The 18,311-nt window shown below is 40.2% G+C and carries 15 protein-coding genes; 7 read left to right on the forward strand and 8 right to left on the reverse strand.

Annotated elements, in window-relative coordinates:
* Positions 1–248 precede the first annotated feature (248 nt).
* From B2O97_RS13180 to B2O97_RS13190, 3 genes are read right to left on the reverse strand one after another with little or no spacing between them, the layout of a single operon-like run.
* Positions 249–674 carry a hotdog fold thioesterase gene (locus B2O97_RS13180; protein ID WP_112375037.1) on the reverse strand — a complete coding sequence of 142 codons (426 nt, stop codon included), beginning with the start codon at positions 672–674 and terminating at the stop codon, positions 249–251.
* A complete protein-coding gene (locus B2O97_RS13185) occupies positions 640–1,188 on the reverse strand; it encodes a DinB family protein (protein ID WP_046673623.1) in 549 nt (182 codons plus the stop codon). Before B2O97_RS13185 ends, B2O97_RS13180 begins: the two co-directional genes overlap by 35 nt.
* Positions 1,169–2,398, reverse strand: a complete 1,230-nt coding sequence (locus B2O97_RS13190) for a sensor histidine kinase (protein WP_070561286.1) — start codon at positions 2,396–2,398, stop codon at positions 1,169–1,171. Before B2O97_RS13190 ends, B2O97_RS13185 begins: the two co-directional genes overlap by 20 nt.
* A 121-nt stretch (positions 2,399–2,519) precedes the next feature.
* On the opposite strand from B2O97_RS13190, the gene gltX reads away from it, so the two are divergent.
* Positions 2,520–4,040, forward strand: coding sequence for a glutamate--tRNA ligase (gene gltX / locus B2O97_RS13195; protein WP_286710242.1), 1,521 nt, complete (start codon positions 2,520–2,522; stop codon positions 4,038–4,040).
* A gap of 240 nt (positions 4,041–4,280) precedes the next feature.
* On the opposite strand, the gene B2O97_RS13200 is transcribed toward gltX, so the two are convergent.
* Positions 4,281–5,852 carry an MFS transporter gene (locus B2O97_RS13200; RefSeq protein ID WP_286710241.1) on the reverse strand — a complete coding sequence of 524 codons (1,572 nt, stop codon included), beginning with the start codon at positions 5,850–5,852 and terminating at the stop codon, positions 4,281–4,283.
* A gap of 11 nt (positions 5,853–5,863) precedes the next feature.
* Entirely contained in the window at positions 5,864–6,913 is a 1,050-nt protein-coding gene (locus B2O97_RS13205) for an HlyD family secretion protein (protein WP_070561283.1), read from the reverse strand.
* 336 nt (positions 6,914–7,249) lie between these two features.
* Between B2O97_RS13205 and B2O97_RS13210 the strand changes: the two genes are divergently transcribed.
* Positions 7,250–8,059: a helix-turn-helix domain-containing protein gene (locus B2O97_RS13210; RefSeq protein ID WP_070561282.1), complete on the forward strand. Its 810-nt coding sequence runs from the start codon at positions 7,250–7,252 to the stop codon at positions 8,057–8,059.
* An 8-nt stretch (positions 8,060–8,067) separates the two neighbouring features.
* On the opposite strand, the gene B2O97_RS13215 is transcribed toward B2O97_RS13210, so the two are convergent.
* On the reverse strand, positions 8,068–10,953 hold the full coding sequence (locus tag B2O97_RS13215) for a DEAD/DEAH box helicase (RefSeq protein ID WP_286767521.1): 2,886 nt from the start codon (positions 10,951–10,953) through the stop codon (positions 8,068–8,070).
* 253 nt (positions 10,954–11,206) lie between these two features.
* On the reverse strand, positions 11,207–11,986 hold the full coding sequence (gene dapF, locus B2O97_RS13220) for a diaminopimelate epimerase (protein WP_112375034.1): 780 nt from the start codon (positions 11,984–11,986) through the stop codon (positions 11,207–11,209).
* A gap of 230 nt (positions 11,987–12,216) precedes the next feature.
* Between dapF and B2O97_RS13225 the strand changes: the two genes are divergently transcribed.
* From B2O97_RS13225 to B2O97_RS13245, 5 genes are all read left to right on the forward strand, one after another.
* A complete protein-coding gene (locus B2O97_RS13225; protein ID WP_046673632.1) occupies positions 12,217–13,770 on the forward strand; it encodes a Do family serine endopeptidase in 1,554 nt (517 codons plus the stop codon).
* A 596-nt stretch (positions 13,771–14,366) separates the two neighbouring features.
* The gene (locus B2O97_RS13230; RefSeq protein WP_070561279.1) at positions 14,367–14,813 is read left to right on the forward strand and encodes a low molecular weight protein-tyrosine-phosphatase; all 447 of its coding nucleotides are present in this window, start codon (positions 14,367–14,369) and stop codon (positions 14,811–14,813) included.
* Between the two features lie 37 nt (positions 14,814–14,850).
* The gene (locus B2O97_RS13235) at positions 14,851–15,198 is read left to right on the forward strand and encodes a hypothetical protein (RefSeq protein WP_046673634.1); all 348 of its coding nucleotides are present in this window, start codon (positions 14,851–14,853) and stop codon (positions 15,196–15,198) included.
* 58 nt (positions 15,199–15,256) lie between these two features.
* Complete coding sequence (locus B2O97_RS13240; RefSeq protein ID WP_286710240.1) at positions 15,257–16,015, forward strand: peptidylprolyl isomerase; 759 nt, start codon at positions 15,257–15,259, stop codon at positions 16,013–16,015.
* A gap of 72 nt (positions 16,016–16,087) precedes the next feature.
* Positions 16,088–16,855 (forward strand): exodeoxyribonuclease III, encoded by a 768-nt coding sequence (locus B2O97_RS13245; protein WP_070561278.1) that lies wholly within the window; start codon positions 16,088–16,090, stop codon positions 16,853–16,855.
* A gap of 81 nt (positions 16,856–16,936) precedes the next feature.
* Here B2O97_RS13245 and B2O97_RS13250 read toward each other — a convergent pair whose 3' ends face one another.
* On the reverse strand, positions 16,937–18,001 hold the full coding sequence (locus B2O97_RS13250; protein WP_046673637.1) for an Mrp/NBP35 family ATP-binding protein: 1,065 nt from the start codon (positions 17,999–18,001) through the stop codon (positions 16,937–16,939).
* Between the last annotated feature and the right edge of the window lie 310 nt (positions 18,002–18,311).

Below are 18,311 nucleotides of genomic sequence, written 5' to 3' on the forward strand. Positions count from 1 at the left end.
GGAATAAGGAATGAACAAACGATTGCGCTCCATAATTACTGATTTTTAAGGTATCCATCCTACAAGACTACTTAAATTTCTTGAATATTGGAAATAAATAAAGGCATATTTTTGAGGGATTTTGATAATTAATTGACAAAAAAAAGGAGGATAAATTGTGAAATTTATCCTCCTTTGCTTATGAACGTTGTCGAATTTTAATTGGACCAAGTTGATAAATCGAGTTAGCAGGAGCCATACAGTCCTCGTTATTTTGGAACGATTGCTACTGTAAGTCTTGAGATACAATTTAATTTGTTGAAACGATCGTACATTTTTATTTCCCAAATATGTGTGGACCGACCAATGTGTATTGGACTACATTTCGCGGTGATTACACCGCTACTGACCGGGCGTATGTGATTGGCATTTACTTCAAGTCCCACACCGCGGTATTTGTCAGGGTCAACCACGAGATTGGATGCGATACTTCCCAAAGATTCCGCCAGAACGACAGAAGCACCGCCATGTAAAATGCCGTGCGGCTGTTTGACTTTATCTGTTACAGGCATGGTCGCCGTGATGGAGTTGTCATCTATTTCTGTTGCTTGAATTTCGAGCAGACCTGACAGATATTTATTGAAGAATACGTTAATTTCCTCAATGCTGTAATGCTGAAACCAAATTTTTGACATCGTCTGAGTTTAAATAACGTTCTTGGATAATAATGCGGTGATGATTGAGATGGCCCGCAATGACATACAAAAGCGCTTTTACACTTGTCAGCCGTTCAGATGCCATGCCCTTACGTTCTAGTTCCACATCGTTAAAACTATTGAAAAGCATCATGTTAGCTTTGCGAAGAAAGGTGAATTCTTTGCTTAAACTTTCTAATGTGCGGTCGTTGTAACGGGAATATTGAATGAGATAGTCTTGGTCATACCCGGCAAGCTCTTTAAGGTCATTACGTGAAAAACGCAATGCCCGGTAAGCCATGATACGCTCATTATCGATGACGTGGCCAACAACTTCTTTGATGGTCCACTTATCTTCGGCGTATTTAAAATTACCTCTTTCCTCAGGAATCGTGTCCAGAAATGCTGGAAAGGAGAGCGTTTGTTCTTCTAGTGCATCAAACACGTTATCGACGACAGTCTCAATATAAGGTGCGTAGACTGCTGGATATTCGTCAGATTTGAGTGGCTTCATATTTTAAATTGCTTTTTAAGATTATTCGAAATGTTGTTCCTTTACCTACTTCAGATTCTTTTACAAAAATTTGTCCCTGGTGGTACCGCACCATTCTTTTTGTCAGACTAAGGCCAAGCCCCCAACCTCTTTTCCGTGTTGTGAAACCCGGCTGGAAAACAGATTCAAAATTAGATCTCGGAATTCCTTTGCCCGTATCACTAATGTCTATAAAAATTTCTTCTTTCGCAATATTTTCTGAAATATTAACAGTTATCTTTCCTTCTGTGCCAATGGCATTTACTCCGTTTTTCAATAAATTTTCGATAATCCAATCAAAGAGTGGAATATTGAGTTGTGCTTCAAGATGTGTGTCGCCTTTTAATTCGAAAGCAATTTTATTACTGGTTCGTATGCGAAAATAATCCATATAATTTTTGATGACATCATAGAGGTTATGGTTGGTCAGTACGGGAGTAGATCCTATTTTGGAGAAGCGGTCAGCGACGATTTCAAGTCGTTTAATGTCATTTTCCATTTCATTTAGCGTGTCATCTTCTTCGGCATCAAATTTTATGCGAATCAATTCTAACCAGCCCATCAGTGACGAAATAGGGGTGCCCAACTGATGTGCTGCTTCTTTGGTTAGTCCGACCCAAACAAGATTTTGTTCAGATTTTCGGATGGAGTTGAAAACCGTATAGGCAATAATGAGAAAGAGGGCAATCAATGATAATTGTACATAAGGAAACACCCTTAACTGTTGCAAAAACCAAGAATCCTTATAATAAACATGCCATTTTTGACCATTTTCCAATTCCAATGTAATCGGAGGATGGCTCTTCTTCATAAACGCGAGCTGCTTTTGAAAATATGCCGGATCATAATCGAGATGTTTTGTAACACTGTCGTTGTGTCCGGGTTTAATATTTGTCTTTGTGGAATCGAGGTTACGCCAGAAAATAATGTCTTCCTTATCGTCAGTAATAATTGCTGGTAAATTTAGGCTGTCTCTTACGGCGTAAATAAACGTAATGAATTCATCATCAACGTCGGGCATGGTCATGATATTTTTGGTACTCATAGCCCATACCTCAGCCTTTGAACGTTCGGCATGCGCAAGATTTCGAACGAGGTAGTTGGTATAAACCAAAGAGGCGACAGCAATGACTGCTGCAAAGATAAGCAAGATAAATTTCCAGCGTTGCTGGCTAATCTGATAGGGTTTCATGATTACGTATTCGTGTCCTTCATTTGCAAATTACTGAATAAATGTCTGTTTTCTGCACTTTTATTTCATTGAAGAAGTTAACGTACCATCCAAATCAAAAATTTTGTGGTAATTTTGCGGCATGAGTTCAGAAAGAAAAGTAAGAGTGCGTTTTGCACCGAGCCCGACAGGTGGTCTTCACCTTGGTGGGGTACGTACAGCTTTGTTTAATTTTCTCTATGCGCGTCAGCATCAGGGAGATTTTATTTTACGTGTCGAGGATACGGACCAAACTCGTTTTGTCCCAGGTGCTGAGGAGTATATCAACGAATGTTTAGCATGGTGTGGTCTGTCTCCAGATGAAAGCCCGTTAAAAGGGGGCGAGTACGGACCTTACCGTCAAAGTGAGCGAAAACCATCTTACCGGAAATATGCTGAGCAGTTGATCGAGAATGGTTATGCTTATTATGCATTTGATACTGCAGAGGAATTGGATGAGCAACGTAAGTTGCAGCCTAATTTTCGCTATAGCCACGAAAATAGACTTCAATTGCGTAATTCATTGAGTCTGTCTGAGACTGAAACTCAACAATTATTGGATGCGGGGACTCCGCATACCATTCGTATAAAGATTCCTACCGATGAAACGGTAACATTCACGGATATGATCCGTGGAAAGGTTGCTTTTGATACAAATCTTGTCGATGACAAGGTGTTGCTTAAAGCAGATGGCATGCCGACTTATCATCTGGCAGTTGTTGTCGATGATAAAGCTATGGAAATATCGCATGTTTTCCGTGGTGAAGAGTGGTTGCCTTCGGCGCCTATCCATATTTTATTGTGGGAATACCTCGGCTGGGGTGATAGCATGCCAGGTTGGGCACACCTTCCATTAATTCTGAAACCAGATGGAAATGGTAAATTAAGTAAGCGTGATGGCGATCGCTTGGGCTTCCCTGTTTATGCAATGAACTGGACTGATGCGAAATCTGGTGATACAACAAAAGGATTCCGTGAGATGGGCTTCTTGCCAGAAGCTTTTGTCAATATGCTTGGGGTGTTGGGCTGGAATGATGGAACTGAACAGGAGATTTTCTCCTTAGATGAATTGATCCAGAAATTTGGTGTTGACCGTATCAGTAAAGCTGGGGCAAAATTTGATTTTGAAAAAGCAAAATGGTTCAACCATGAATGGATTAAACGCACATCGACAGAATCTCTGTTGCCACAGATCAATACAGTTTTGGAGCATCATAAAGTAGAAGCCGATGCCGCTTATGTGAGTAGGGTATTGGATGCCGTGAAAGAACGTTTAACCTTTGTTGAAGACTTTTGGACTCAGGCGTCCTTCTTCTTTTCGCAGCCTGCGGAATATGATTTGAGCGCGGTAAAACCTAAATGGTCTGCTGAGAAAACTGCATTTTTTGAGGATATTAACCAATCATTCGAAGGATTTAATACCTGGAAGGCTGCTGAATTGGAACCCTTCTTCAAGGATGCGATTCAGGCATCAGGGATGAAGATGGGTGAGCTTATGATGCCATTCCGGATTATGTTGGTAGGGGGTAAGTTTGGACCAGATGTATTTCAGATTGTTGAATTACTTGGTCAACAAGAGGTCATAGCGCGTGTGAAAAAAGCACTTAAAGAATTCGATGCTTAAATAGCTTTAAGTACGAGATACCGAAAAGGGGTTGTCTGCATTGCTATGCAAACAGCCCCTTTTTTCTGAAAGAGGTTGTTTATTGATTGCTGTTGTTTTTATCAAGTCATCAATGCGCGATTAAGTCATCAATGCGCGCGCGATACGCGGTTGATTAGCCAAAAAGAATCTTCCGTTCGGGTTCTTAACTGTTGTTGCTCGCGAAATCATGGAGCTTGTCTATAGGGGGGGCGGCCTCATTTACAAGTATGGTATCCTTAGGCGCATGAAAAGTGTTTTGGCTGGGCCGAATAAAAATATTAGCCCCGTTATTAGTATTCCTAGTATCCCTAGATAAGTAAATATCTCCATGTTACTGATTAACGTTGCTTGCTGACTTAGGGTTCCCGAAATACTTTTGCTGGCAATTCGGCCAGCTATCTGATCGCCATATATTCCGGCATATTTCTCCATTAATGTATCCCAATAGTTTATTGTTAGGGGACTGCTTGTATTCAATGTTTGTTCGAGTTGAATATAATGTTTTTGATTTAATACATAACTGACGTTTTGGATAAGAGCAAATCCGACATTCGTACTCCAGAACCGAGCTGTTGTGCCCATAAGACCTGCATTGCCAACGTGATGGGATTCGACACCAGTCAAGATATAGATAACAAGCGGTGTAAAGAGCCATCCCTGACCTATTCCTTGAATAAACAAAGGAAGACCGATTGTCCAAATTGTGGTGTCAGGGTAAAATGTGGGTACAAATAGAAAACATGAGGTCGCCAAAATCAAAAAGCCGAAACCAAAGATATATTTAGGAGATACATCGCGCAGGAGTAAAAAACCTGAACTACCGACACCCAGTATTGTGCCAAACACGTTGATGTACTGTACATCAATAATATAATGCCAGGGCCACTTCCAAACTGTAGCCATTACAGTATAAACATTATTGAGGCAGCTACGAATAATATAAAACAGAAAAAACAGGGTAACACCAAAGATCACATTTTTGTATCTCAAGATCTCAAAATGAAAAAGGGGTCTTTTGACCGTCTTTTGTTTAATCATAAAGAGTGCGCCGAAAATAAGGGAAAGGGCGAAGTTTATGGTGATATTGGCGTGTTCAAACCAATAGTATTTGCGACCATAAATTAAGACATAAGCTCCACAGCTCAATGATATCAATAAAAACAAGCAACTTGCCAGATCTAATTGATAGAGGGGGAATTTTTTACCCAAGCGATTATTGTTAAGTAACAGCAAAGCTATTGCAATCACAATCAAATGCCAATAGAGGACGACGTGGATCATATCTTGCCATCCGTAATCCATAATACTTTCTTTGAGTAAGGAGGTCGTTAAAGTTGATCCCGTAAGCATAAAGGTGTACAGGAAAAAATAAGCAATCGTACGGCTTTTGGCATGCCTAATTTGCATCATAAGCAAGGGAAGAAAGCAAGCTCCTTCCAATACACAGAAAATACCTTCTACCACGCGCAGAATGCCAATAAGAAATGGATCTCTTGTCAGCGAAATGCCTAGTAGGATCAAAATGGAAAGACTGCAGGTCAAAAGAATATATGTTCTTACTCTGAAGAAGGAAAATAGCCGCTGAAATAGAAGTAAAGCAACGACAATGGCGCCATACATCAGGGATAGAAAATACTGAATATCCTCGGCTTCAATGTCCAGTACCGAAGCGGTAAATGCCGTATTGGAATGGAAGAGAGACATTAACATGAGATGTGGGAACATCGCTAATATCATTAACGGAAGTTTTATCCATTCGGGCACCCAACTATAGTATAAAGATTTATTCATACGCATGATGATTAGGATTGATGGGTAGCATGGATAACCACATTCATACCGGCACGCAATTTCTTAAGATCCTGTTTTGGATCAAATACAATTTTAATAGGAATCCGTTGTTCAATCTTTACGAAATTTCCGGTTGCATTGTCTTGAGGTATCACGGAAAATTTGGAACCTGATGCTGGGGAAAAAGAGTGAATTTTTCCTTTAAAACTAAGTTTGGGAAAGGCATCAACCTGTATCGTGACTACAGTACCTTCTGAAAGGTTTTCGAGTTGAGTCTCTCTAAAATTAGCGTTGATCCATTTTTCCTCGCTAATGACGTTGGCTAGTGTCTGGCCTTCCTTTACAAATTGTCCTGGTTGGATCGTTCGTTTGCCAACAAAGCCATCGTAGGGAGCGGTTACTACGGTATAGGAGAGAAAAAGCTGTGCATTTGTTTTCGCAGCCTTTTTGATATTGATATTAGCTCTTGCCGGCAATTCGTTTGCTTTTTCTTTGCTGCTGTTCAGTTGAGCTGAATTATATTCTTCCGTAATGGCGTGCAATTGCGCCAATGCGATATCGTATGCTGCTTTGGCATTATCGTACTGCTGTCTGGTGGCAGCCTCAGCTTCAAATAAATTCTTGAACCGATTGTAATCCTGTTGGGTCTGCCATACACTTACTTTTGCAGCCTCTAATCTTGCCTTTTGAACCGAAATACTATTAGCTGCCGCATCGGCTGTTTTGCTGAGAACCTCGGCATTTCTCTCACTACTTTGGAGTTCGGCATTCGCCATATCCACCTTGGTTTGATACTCGCTCGCGTCTATAATAAGCAGCGTGTCGCCTCGATGAACATATTGATTTTCCTCAAATCGTACCTCTTTAATAAAACCAGCGATTCTACTGGCAATGGGTGTAACATATTGATCAATTTGAGCGTCATTTGTCGTGACATACTGATTAGTAAAAATGAGGTGTCTGACTAAGACGCCAATACCGGTCAATAATAATAGGCTGGCAAATATGACGAGCACTTTATTAAATCCCTTTGTTTTGTCTTTTTTATCTTCTTTATTCATTGTTGTTTAATTGCGCGTTTTTCAATTGTTTGCTTTGCCTGTGCTTATTCCTTTGTATGTGCTTGACGTATCCTTTACCTTAAAATCATCAAAGCTTCCAGCTCAAAAAGTCTCGGAGCCATTCATCCAGTTCAGCTATGCTGTACTCGAAGTAGCAATTTTTCTGGTTTTGTATTTGACTTAAACAGGAGTACTCGGAATACGAGCAAATTTCCTCTGAGCACATGAGCATATGGCTGTACAAAGATACTGTGAGATAGAAACGTTTTGTTTTGTATAGTCGGACGAATATATGTTCATTTGCGCCATGTTGTAGGAAAAGTGTAATTTTAAGTTATGGAAGAGGAAAAACTGGCAGCTATTGATGCTGATCAATATGATTTTTATGTAGACCACATGTATGTCGATCGTATCGATTCTCGGGAGTATAAACATAAAAAGGCACGGTTGCTCTATGCCGAAGGTGGAATTGTTCATGTGTTTACAGCAACAAAGCACTGGTACTTACCGGCAAGATTTTACATGTGGATTCCGGCAAATACAACCTATCATCTGGAAAGCACAAGCTCCCGTATCCCGCTATATAGTTTTTATTTCAAAGAGCGGCAGCAGATGCCGTCCGTACTTTCAGTACCGAATATATTTCTTAGCAATGATCTGGTGCGTGAAATGTTTTTATTTGCTCAGGATTGGAGCGGAGGGGTCAGTAAAACGACCGATTATTCAAAATACTGTCTCTTGCGCGCGATGATGGCTATCATTCCGGATACAAGTTCACCAATAGATGCTTTCCCGATGCAGCATCCCTATCCTAAAAGTGAGAAACTCAGGAGTGTGGCTAGATATCTGAACAGCAACATTGATCAGGCCTTTACCATAGAACAGATTGCGGCTCGCTTTGGAATGAGTAGCCGCTCGTTGTCCAGACTTTTTAAAGACGATATGGGCATCAGTTATATTCGGTTTTTAAGAGCCATACGAATTGCAAAAGCTTTGGAGCTGATGTCAGAGAATAGCTATTCCATTCTAGAAATAGCCATGCGCGTGGGATACAACGAGCTGTCTTCTTTTAGTAATATTTTTACGCGTGTAACGGGTATCCGTCCATCGATATATATGGCGAAGATTAATGAATATAAACAGTAATATTTTATTTAGGCCAAAAGTTCCTGCAGATCTTCCTGAGATAGTGACTTGATAAAGCTTTCTTCTGTCGTGATCAGGCTTTGTGCAATCGATTTCTTTTTATTCTGTAAAGCCAGTATCTTTTCTTCGACGGTATCTTTACTGATAAATTTATAGATAAATACATTGCGCGTTTGACCGATGCGGTGTGAACGGTCTACGGCCTGTTGTTCCACAGCTGGATTCCACCACGGATCCAGAATAAAAACATAGTCCGCTTCAATCAGATTGAGTCCCACCCCACCTGCTTTTATCGATATAAGAAATAACTTAGTATCGTTGTTTTTACGAAATTGGCTAACGGCTTCATCCCGGTTCTTTGTGCCGCCATCTAGGTAGGCATAATTTATTCCTTTATTATCGAAATACTGACGGAAGATATTGAGCTGTTTTACGAACTGGGAGAAAATCAGTACTTTGTTGCCCCTTTGCATTACCATCTCAAGCGTTTCAATGACAGCGTCGAACTTGCCGGAAGCACCCGAGAACTTCTCATCCACCATTCGGGGATGATTGGCTAATTGTCGGAGCTTTGTCAAGCCCTGCAACAGCGCAATTTGGGTAGATTTTGGCTTGCTGTCCAATTGTCCGTCAAGAATGGCATTGCGATATTCAGATTTGACTTTTTCGTACAACTCGGATTGTTTTTCAGTCATTTCACAATAAAGTACCTGTTCAGTTTTTGGCGGTAATTCTGTTGCCACCTGATCTTTTGTACGTCTTAATATAAAAGGTTTGACAATCGCTTGAAGACGCTGCGCCTTTTCTTCATCTTTTTTCTTTTCTATGGGCTGTACAAATTCCTTCTGAAAATAGGTATAGCTTCCTAGTAATCCTGGATTGGTGATGTGCATCTGTGCCCAAAGATCCGAAACGGAATTTTCTACAGGAGTTCCACTCAAGGCCAATTTGTTTTTGCTTTTTAGGCTTTTGATGGCTTTAAACGATTTGGAAGTTGGGTTTTTGATATTCTGGCTCTCATCGAGGATAATGTAATTAAAATAAAAGCCACTCAAGGTTTCTTCATCAATGCGGGCAATCCCGTAGGTAGTAATGACCAAATCATATTTAGCGAAAAGCGAGGCATCTTTAATGCGGTTGTTTCCGGTATGAAGGTGAATATTAAGCTGTGGCGCAAATTGCTGTGCTTCTTTTTGCCAGTTGTATACCAATGATGTTGGCAAGACCAAAAGTGAGGTACGGACATCCTGTTCGTCTTGGAGTTGTTCTTTTTGCTGTTGCAATAACGCTAAAGTCTGTATGGTTTTACCTAAACCCATATCATCTGCAAGACAGCCGCCAAATTTATACTGCTTCAAAAAATTAAACCAATTGTATCCTGCTTTTTGGTATGGGCGAAGATTTCCCTTGAAATGTTTTGGTTCGGGAATATCAGCAATCTCTTCAAAGTTGGCTAGATTCTGTAGTTTTCGTGTAAATACCAGTTTTGTATGCTCACTAATTTCAAAGAGTAGACCAATATGTACCTTATTTAGTTTGAGCTCATGTCGGTCTGCAGAAAATTGGAAGAGATGGTTGTATTTTGCAAACCATTCTTCCGGAATCATGGCAATTTCTCCATTTGGTAAGGTGAATTCCTTAATATTATTAAGGATATGGTTGCGCAGCTGAATAAATGGAATCTCATAGGGCCCAAATTTTGCGATAGCACTTATATCAAACCAATCATTGTCTTCATCAATGGAGATATCTAAGGAGGTGTGCCCTATGAAGAAGCGTTTTTCTTCACTATTTTGTATAATGTGGAATCCAAGAGCCTCCAGTTGTTCTTGATGGTTGTTCATCCAGTCAAATACTGAAAGCCGTTTTCCAGTTTGGTTTGCTGGCGTTAATAAGCCGAGTTGGAGATCAACATCCTGTAGTCCCAATTTTTTTAAGCTTTCATGTTGTTGTTCTTCCCATTGCAACGATCGTTTGACACGGTGGAATATATATTGATCATCTTGCGCATTATATTCCATGCGAACAGTAACCTTATTCTCGGCTCCCGCGGTAAAGGTATGCGGTCCGTACTTGAATTGCAGTTGTAATTGCGAGGCTCCATCCTCGACATAAATCAAATGGAGGAGTGGAATTGCTTGGTGCTGGTGGGTCTGAATTTCAAATCCTTCGGCATAGACATGATAACGTTCAATCAGTCCACATACAAAGGTTTCGAAATATTTTTTTTCAGTGCTTCTACCGACAGAAATGTAACGTTTATTCAGGAAAGGGCTGAGCTTCTTGCCCTCAAGGGCCTGATCGAAATAATATAGGGTATTGTTTAAAAGTAACCATGCTTGTACATTGGTCAAGACAATGGCATTTTTGAACATAAACTCCAGACGCTGATTTTCGTATTTGATTGTCGGGAAATAACGTGTTTCTTCTTCGTTTCGTCGAAAATGAAATAGAATCGATGCCGCAGAGGTTGCCAATTTAATTTCTTGATCTGCTGGATAACCATCTTTGCTCATCATGAAAAGTGGTTTGTCTCCAATAGCTTCAAAAAATTGGATCATTTTTTCATCTATTTTAGGCCGAAGAAGTTCATACAACTTTTTATCGAAAACTTTGGAAAAGAAATCGACAGGTCTAATTGCTTTTTTATAGTATTTTTTGATGAGATGCGTTTGTTCGATTTCATCGAGCAATCGAATCAGTTTGTAATCTACTTCATCCAATTCCGCGGCGTAAGCATCGACAGTATTGCTAAATATACGCTGATAACGTAGTGAGTAAGTCCCGTTGGGATTGAGTTTGACCATGTGTGGCTCAATAAGATAGCCAAGATAGGGATGCTCACATATAGAATAAACGATTTTATATACTGGAAATGACTTTGACTGTTGCATTAAAAATAGCGGACCTTATAAATAAAGGTTTCTAATATACAATAAAATATACCATTAATTGCAATTTGCACGTTGAAATTTTAAAAATCGATTCCAAGGGATAGCCTCGTTAAGATCCTGTACTAACCTTCATTATGAAGTTGTTCACAGGTATCGTTAAATGCCAAAGATAACAGGTCGTCCTTCACGGCTTGATTTACCTGAGTTGAAAATTTGAGTTGTAATTAGCTTGACTCGCTATAGGAGTAAAAATCTAATAGTTTCCTTCAAAGACAAATTGTGCTGGACCTTTTAAGAATACCTCTGAGAAATGGGAGCCCTTCTTATGGAATGAAATATAAAGCTGCCCTCCTAATACGCGAATAGGAATAGTGATATCACCTTCTAAATTTTGCTGCAGAGCAACAGCCATCGCTGCTGCAGTTGCTCCAGTGCCGCAGGCATAGGTTTCATCTTCAACACCGCGCTCAAAAGTACGGAGGAAATAACCATCTCCTTCCGCTTCAATGAAATTTACATTGATGCCTTCTTTTTCATAAGTAGCATTGTTGCGAATTGCGTAGCCATCTTGGAAGACATTTTTATCCTGCAGATTTTTTACAAACTCAACATAATGTGGAGACCCCGTTTGTAATACATAAGCTTCACCATCACGTGTATAATCTTGTACATCGATCATTTGCAGGTTGACAAGGTCTGCTGCTAGCGAGGCATGGTGTATGCCGTCTACTGCCAAAAAGACAGTTTTGTCAGTAATGATGCCTAAGTCGCGTGCAAAAGCGACGATACAACGGCCCCCGTTACCACACATGCTGCCTTCTCTGCCGTTGGCATTATAATAAATCATCTCAAAATCGTAATTTTCCTTGTTTTGAAGCAGCATTAAGCCATCGGCACCAATGCCAAACCGACGGTTACAGAGTTTTTCTACCAATGCTTCATCTGCGCGGTCAAATGCACTGTCGCGGTTGTCTACTAAAATGAAGTCATTTCCTGCGCCCTGATATTTTGAAAATCTTACTTTTGATGCCATTACGTTGATTTGTAGTAACAAAAATACGTTTTTTTGTTACAAAAAACCGGGTAAAAGTTAAGATTTGTTAAAATGATTGCATTTGTCTAGCAATTAACATTTTTTAACGTGTCGGATTTTCCGAAGGCCTTGAAATGGTATTACATTTGAACATATCCGAATAAAATCGGTAATTTTAGGAGCAAAAGTTATCAGCATATATTAGGACATTTTAAAATAGAAATAAGTTTATGAATAAGGTCGGTTTAACGCTATTAACGGCTGTTTTCGGTGGAGCGGTAGCATTAGGTGGTTACAAGCTTATTGAGAATAAGAAGTTGGATGGTATGTCTTTCGAAGACAAACAAAAAGTTTATTTTGCAAACAATCCTACAGGAGTTATGTCTTCAACAGGCAATCCTGATTTCACCCAGGCTGCCGCAATAGTGTCGCCAGGTGTAGTGCATATTAAGACAACCTATAGCCGTAAAGGATCACAGCAATCGCAAGGTTCTCCGTTCGATATGTTTGAAGAGTTTTTTGGCATGCCACAAGGTGGTGGACGTCGTCAAATGCAGGCGCAACCTGTGCAGGCATCCGGATCAGGTGTAATTATCTCGGATGATGGTTATATTGTAACGAATAACCACGTCGTAGAAGATGCAGATAAAATTGAAGTCGTATTAACAGACAAACGTACGTTTGAAGCCAAATTGATCGGACGTGATCCGAATACAGATTTAGCCTTGTTGAAAGTGTCAGGCAAGGGGCTTCCTGTGGTCAAGTTAGGTAACTCAGATAATGTCAATGTCGGTGAATGGGTGTTGGCTTTTGGATACCCGCTAGGGCTTCAATCTACAGTTACCGCAGGTATCATTAGTGCAAAGGGTCGTCAGATCGGTATTCTGAGTGAAGGTCAGCAACAACGTGGTAATCCATTTGGTGGTGGACAGGATCAAATCCCGGTGAGTTCAGCGATAGAATCCTTTATTCAAACAGATGCTGTTATCAATAAAGGAAATAGTGGTGGTGCGTTGACGAATGCTTCGGGAGAATTGATTGGTATTAACTCTGCTATCGCTTCTCCGACAGGAACATATGCGGGTTATGGTTTTGCGATTCCGGTCAATTTGGTGAAAAAGATTGTCGATGACTTTGTCGAATACGGTAATGTAAAACGCGGTTATATCGGTGTTACCTATACCGAAATAACACCTGAACTTGCTAAAGAGAAAGGTTTTACAGATGTTGATGGCTTGTATGTTCAAGACGTTGTAGCTGGTGGTGCCGCAGAGGCTGCAGGTGTTAAAAAAGGAGATATCCTGACCAAGATTAATGGAAAAGTGATCACAGGTTCACCTGTCTTAAGTGAAACTATAGGTCGTGCGCGTCCTGGAGATAAGGTCAATGTCACCTACAAACGTGATGGTAAGGAAAAACAAGTAACCATGACATTGAAAGGGGAAGAATCCTTGAAGACCGCAAATACCGGCGGTAAAGCTTCTAAAAGTGCAACGGAGATTTACAATAAATTGGGTGCAAGCTTTATTCCTGCTTCAGCTCAGAAGAAAAAAGAGCTGGGTGTCAACTCTGGAGTTGTTGTGACCCAAGTGAATCGTGGTGGCATCTTTGATTACTTCGGTGTAGAGCGTGGATTGGTCATTACTGAGGTTAATGGAAAAGCTGTAAATACAGTAGACGATGTTGAAACTGCGCTTGGCGCAACACAACGTAATATTGTGCGATTGAAAGGGGTATCTCCTCAAGGTGGTGCTGTTCAATTGAGCTTCCCAGTAGAATATTAAGCGTTGAATTAAGAATTGGTTGATTAATATAGTTTAGGTGGTTCTAGCCGTAAGGTTAGGCCACCTTTTTTTTTCTGAAAGTGTCTGATCTTATTGGCCAGAAAAAACCTTCAGTTTGCTTTCATTGCTGTTGGTGGCTGCGAAGTCATGAAGGTTTTATCCTTTGTATTATGATCACGTTTTTTCATTAAGGGAGTAATGAACTCGCTATGCTTGGTTTACTAAGCATTGTTTAATTTCATTGGCTTTAATGAACTCAGTTATTGGTCAGAATGATTTTTAGGCGGGTTTTTCCGCTGTTTTTGTATGCGAAATCAGGAAAATTTGGTGGAAATGCTATGTCACTTGGTAACATGTAGGTCAATTTTAAGCTGGTTGTTTCCTTAATAATTTTAGTTTAGCTATTTTGCGGAATGAAGTGCCGAACAGCGCCAGTACTTGTTAAGCTGCGTCTTTCTGGCCTGATGATTTATTATATATTTTGCTATCGACAAGAATGAGAGCCTGATTATATGGGCTAAAGGCGTTCTTTGCGTCCTTTAGTTGGATCAGTCAACGGTATCGCGATTGCTTGATAGTTTTTTAAAATTATAGAGATGAAGATTTTAATGGTTTGTTTGGGCAATATCTGTCGTTCGCCCCTTGCACATGGTATATTAAAACAAAAAGTTGCGGATAATCAATTAAATTGGGTCGTTGAATCGGCGGGTACAGGTGACTGGCACATTGGTGAAGCACCCGACCGTAGGGCGATAGCCATTGCAAAGAAGTATGGTGTCGATATTTCCGGTCAGCGGGCCCGACATTTCAAGCCGCATTTTTTTGCCGAATATGATCTTATATTTGTGATGGATAGACAAAATTATGAAGATGTATGCGCTCAGGTGATTGATAAGGAAGACCTGAACAAAGTGAAATTGTTTTTAGGAGACGATGTCGTTCCCGATCCGTATTTTGACGATAATTTGTTCGATCCAGTTTTTCAGATGATTGATCAGCGCTGTGCAGAGGTTATTGCAAAAGGAGGGAATCTAACGGCATAAGTGTATTTATTTATCTTAGTTTGTTTAAAACAAAAAAATGAAGGCAGCAGAAGTAAATAAGAAGTGGAGCATTCTACAGGATGAAATTGCTTCACTATTCGATATGGAAAAGCCGGACATCAAAGTCTGTTTATTCCTCATTGGTGTTCAGGAATTGGGTAAAGGTGCTCAAAAGTTCTCAAAACGGGAAAAAGAAGAATTGATGCACATTGCGACCTGTCGACTTTTCAGTGCAATGGGATTTTATAATCTGAAAGGTCTGGATGAAGAGGGGTGGCCACATTGGGAATTGGTAAAACCTATTCCTAACTATACGCTTTTGGAACAAGAGCTGATTATGAAGTCCTTGATCATAAATTATTTTGAGGAATTAAACGTTATCTAGAAGATAACACAATTGAAAAAACTGGAAGTTCTAATTGGGAGCATATAATTATTAACAGATGAAATTTTTAAAGGCTAGTTTAATAGCAGTATTCTGCTTTTTGCAGGTTTTGGCATTTGCGGCTAAACCCGAGTTTAAATATGTACAGATCGTTACTGACAAGGGAAACTGTGTGCTGCGGTTGTATAATGAGACACCTAAACATCGGGATAACTTTGTCAAATTGGCAAAAAGTAAATATTACGACGGGACTTTGTTCCATCGTGTCATCCAGAATTTTATGATTCAGGGTGGTGATCCTGATTCAAGAAATGCCGTTGGCGGCGCTCAATTGGGTAATGGAGGACCAGGGTATACAATTCCTGCAGAGATTCAGGATGGTTTATTCCATAAAAAAGGTACTATCGGAGCGGCTCGAGATAATAATCCCGCAAAGGCTTCTTCAGGTTCTCAATTTTATCTCGTTCAGGGAAAGGTATTCACCCCTGAAGACCTCGATCGTTTGGAGCAAACACGAATGAATGGTAAGAAATTTTCGGAAGTGCAACGTCAGGCGTATACGACTATTGGTGGAGCTCCGCATTTGGATTGGAATTATACCGTATTTGGTGAGCTGGTCAAAGGCGTGGATGTCATCGATCAGATTGCAGCTGTGAAAACCGATAAGCACGATAGGCCAGAAGTCGACCAGAAAATGAGCATGCACGTGCTCACAAGACGAGAAGCGTTAAACCTGGAGCGAGAACTAAAAGGTCTAAAACCTCAGACGGGTATCTTTTCTAAAATTGGTGATCTGTTCTCTTCCAAGGATTATTAATGTCGTTATGATTCGCAAATCAGGGGTTGAAGAGCTTTTTCCTTTATTATTTAGCATCTCAATATTCAAAAAATGAAAATAGTAACCTATAATGTGAATGGTTTACGTGCAGCCTTGAAGAAAGATTGGTTAGGCTGGTTGAAAACTGTAAATGCAGATGTCATCTGTCTTCAGGAGATTAAAGCTACACCGGATCAAATTCCTGAAATTGCTTTGTTGGAACAGATGGGCTATGAGCATTACTGGTATCCCGCTCAAAAAAAAGGCTATAGCGGAGTCGCCTTGTTTACGCGTATCACACCTAAGCATATTGAGTATGGTTGCGGCCATGAAGATTATGATTTTGAAGGACGTATTATCCGTGCTGATTTTGATCAGGTTTCCGTGATGAGTACTTATTTTCCATCAGGTACGACAGGAGACGTGCGACAGGATTTTAAATACCGTTTTCTGGCGGATTTTCAGTTATATAGCGATAAGCTTTTGGTCGAAAAACCGAATTTGGTCGTTTGTGGTGATTATAATATTTGTCACCGTGCTATTGATATTCACAATCCAAAATCAAATGCAAATTCTTCGGGATTTCTTCCAGAGGAGCGCGAATGGATGGAGAATTTTATTAATTCGGGCTATATCGACTCTTTTCGCCATTTAAATCCGGATCCGCACCATTACAGTTGGTGGAGTTACCGTGCTGGAGCACGTGCGAAAAATCTAGGTTGGCGTATTGATTATAATATGGTTTCAAAACCTCTGGCAGAGAAAATCAAATCGTCCAGCATAATGCCAGATGCTGTCCATTCCGATCATTGCCCGGTATTGTTGGAGCTTGCCGTCTAATTAGATGGCATCTCACAAAAAAAGGCTTTCATATGTATGAAAGCCTTTTTTTTGTGAAGCACGAGGGACATTATTAACTAATTATTTCCCCTGGCTATGGATAATGGAAAGTTGCTGGGCAACTTTCTCTGCAATCGTTAAAAATGATTTCGTTACAGGGTCTTCGGTATCTATGGCAACTGGGAAACCATTATCTCCAGCATCAGAAATGCCTTTTAATAAAGGGATTTCACCAAGGAAAGGAACTTTATATTCTTCTGCTAAACGTTTTCCACCGTCTTTACCAAAAATATAGTATTTATTTTCTGGCAGCTCAGCCGGGGTAAAATAGGCCATATTTTCTACGACGCCCAATAATGGAATATTGATGCTATCCATTAAGAACATTCCAATTCCTTTGACGGCGTCGGCCAGGGCAACGTGCTGCGGCGTAGTGACAATCACAGCTCCGGCAATAGGGAATGTCTGCGATACGGTGATATGGATGTCACCAGTGCCTGGAGGCATATCAACGACCAAGTAATCCAGTTCGCCCCAGTGCGCATCGTTAAAAAGCTGCTTGATTGCGGAGGTGGTCATTGGACCACGCCATGGAATAGGTTGGTTTGGATCGGTGAAAAATCCTATTGAAAGTAATTTCAGCCCAAATTTTTCAAGCGGTTCAATTTTAACCTGTCCGTCTGGCATTTCTACCGAACCTGGCTTAGCGCCTTCCAATCCAAACATAATCGGAAGCGATGGTCCATAGATATCGGCATCTAAAAGTCCTGTTTTAGCACCTTTGGCATGGAGAGCAAGAGCTAGATTGGCGGCAACCGTAGATTTACCAACTCCACCTTTGCCTGAAGATACCAAAATGATATTTTTAATACCCGACACTTGTGCACCTTGCTTCCCAATCACATTGGAAGTCATATTGATCTGAACTTCGAGATTTTTGTCGATGAAATGGGCTATAGCGTTTCGACAAGCATGCTCAATATGGTCTTTAAGCGGGCAAGCTGGCGTAGTTAAAATGACATCGAAAGAAATTTTTTGGCCTTCGATTTCGATATTTTGAATCATATTCAATGTTACAAGATCCTTTTTCAAATCAGGCTCTTCAACATAGGATAATGCATTTAATACTTGTTCTTTGGTAACCATCTGTTATTCATTTGTAATCACGGATTACAAAACTACTCATTGCAGATCAATTTCATGTCATTTCTTTGTTTTTAATGGGATTTAGAAAGCTGTATTACACTAAAAGGGATGGGACATTAATCTTCCATAGTTCAGGTTCAAAACATGAAGTGAGTATTCCTATTCTTTAAACGGACCTAATAGGGACCTGATAGGGACCTCATTCGGACTTCATTCGGATGAACCCCTATAAAACCCGTTTTAAATCCCTATAAAATAAGTTGTAAATTCCTGCTAGAAAATAAGCTTATTGACCTATTCCTTTAAGCAA

Source organism: Sphingobacterium sp. UBA865, from assembly GCF_002295765.1.
Lineage (GTDB): Bacteria > Bacteroidota > Bacteroidia > Sphingobacteriales > Sphingobacteriaceae > Sphingobacterium > Sphingobacterium multivorum.

Excerpts from the sequence above, each read along its gene's own strand:
- B2O97_RS13180 (WP_112375037.1), bottom strand. The coding sequence starts at position 674 with ATGTCAAAAATTTGGTTTCAGCATTACAGCATTGAGGAAATTAACGTA.
- B2O97_RS13185 (WP_046673623.1), bottom strand. The coding sequence starts at position 1,188 with ATGAAGCCACTCAAATCTGACGAATATCCAGCAGTCTACGCACCTTAT.
- B2O97_RS13190 (WP_070561286.1), bottom strand. The coding sequence starts at position 2,398 with ATGAAACCCTATCAGATTAGCCAGCAACGCTGGAAATTTATCTTGCTT.
- gltX (WP_286710242.1), top strand. The coding sequence starts at position 2,520 with ATGAGTTCAGAAAGAAAAGTAAGAGTGCGTTTTGCACCGAGCCCGACA.
- B2O97_RS13200 (WP_286710241.1), bottom strand. The coding sequence starts at position 5,852 with ATGAATAAATCTTTATACTATAGTTGGGTGCCCGAATGGATAAAACTT.
- B2O97_RS13205 (WP_070561283.1), bottom strand. The coding sequence starts at position 6,913 with ATGAATAAAGAAGATAAAAAAGACAAAACAAAGGGATTTAATAAAGTG.
- B2O97_RS13210 (WP_070561282.1), top strand. The coding sequence starts at position 7,250 with ATGGAAGAGGAAAAACTGGCAGCTATTGATGCTGATCAATATGATTTT.
- B2O97_RS13215 (WP_286767521.1), bottom strand. The coding sequence starts at position 10,953 with ATGCAACAGTCAAAGTCATTTCCAGTATATAAAATCGTTTATTCTATA.
- dapF (WP_112375034.1), bottom strand. The coding sequence starts at position 11,986 with ATGGCATCAAAAGTAAGATTTTCAAAATATCAGGGCGCAGGAAATGAC.
- B2O97_RS13225 (WP_046673632.1), top strand. The coding sequence starts at position 12,217 with ATGAATAAGGTCGGTTTAACGCTATTAACGGCTGTTTTCGGTGGAGCG.
- B2O97_RS13230 (WP_070561279.1), top strand. The coding sequence starts at position 14,367 with ATGAAGATTTTAATGGTTTGTTTGGGCAATATCTGTCGTTCGCCCCTT.
- B2O97_RS13235 (WP_046673634.1), top strand. The coding sequence starts at position 14,851 with ATGAAGGCAGCAGAAGTAAATAAGAAGTGGAGCATTCTACAGGATGAA.
- B2O97_RS13240 (WP_286710240.1), top strand. The coding sequence starts at position 15,257 with ATGAAATTTTTAAAGGCTAGTTTAATAGCAGTATTCTGCTTTTTGCAG.
- B2O97_RS13245 (WP_070561278.1), top strand. The coding sequence starts at position 16,088 with ATGAAAATAGTAACCTATAATGTGAATGGTTTACGTGCAGCCTTGAAG.
- B2O97_RS13250 (WP_046673637.1), bottom strand. The coding sequence starts at position 18,001 with ATGGTTACCAAAGAACAAGTATTAAATGCATTATCCTATGTTGAAGAG.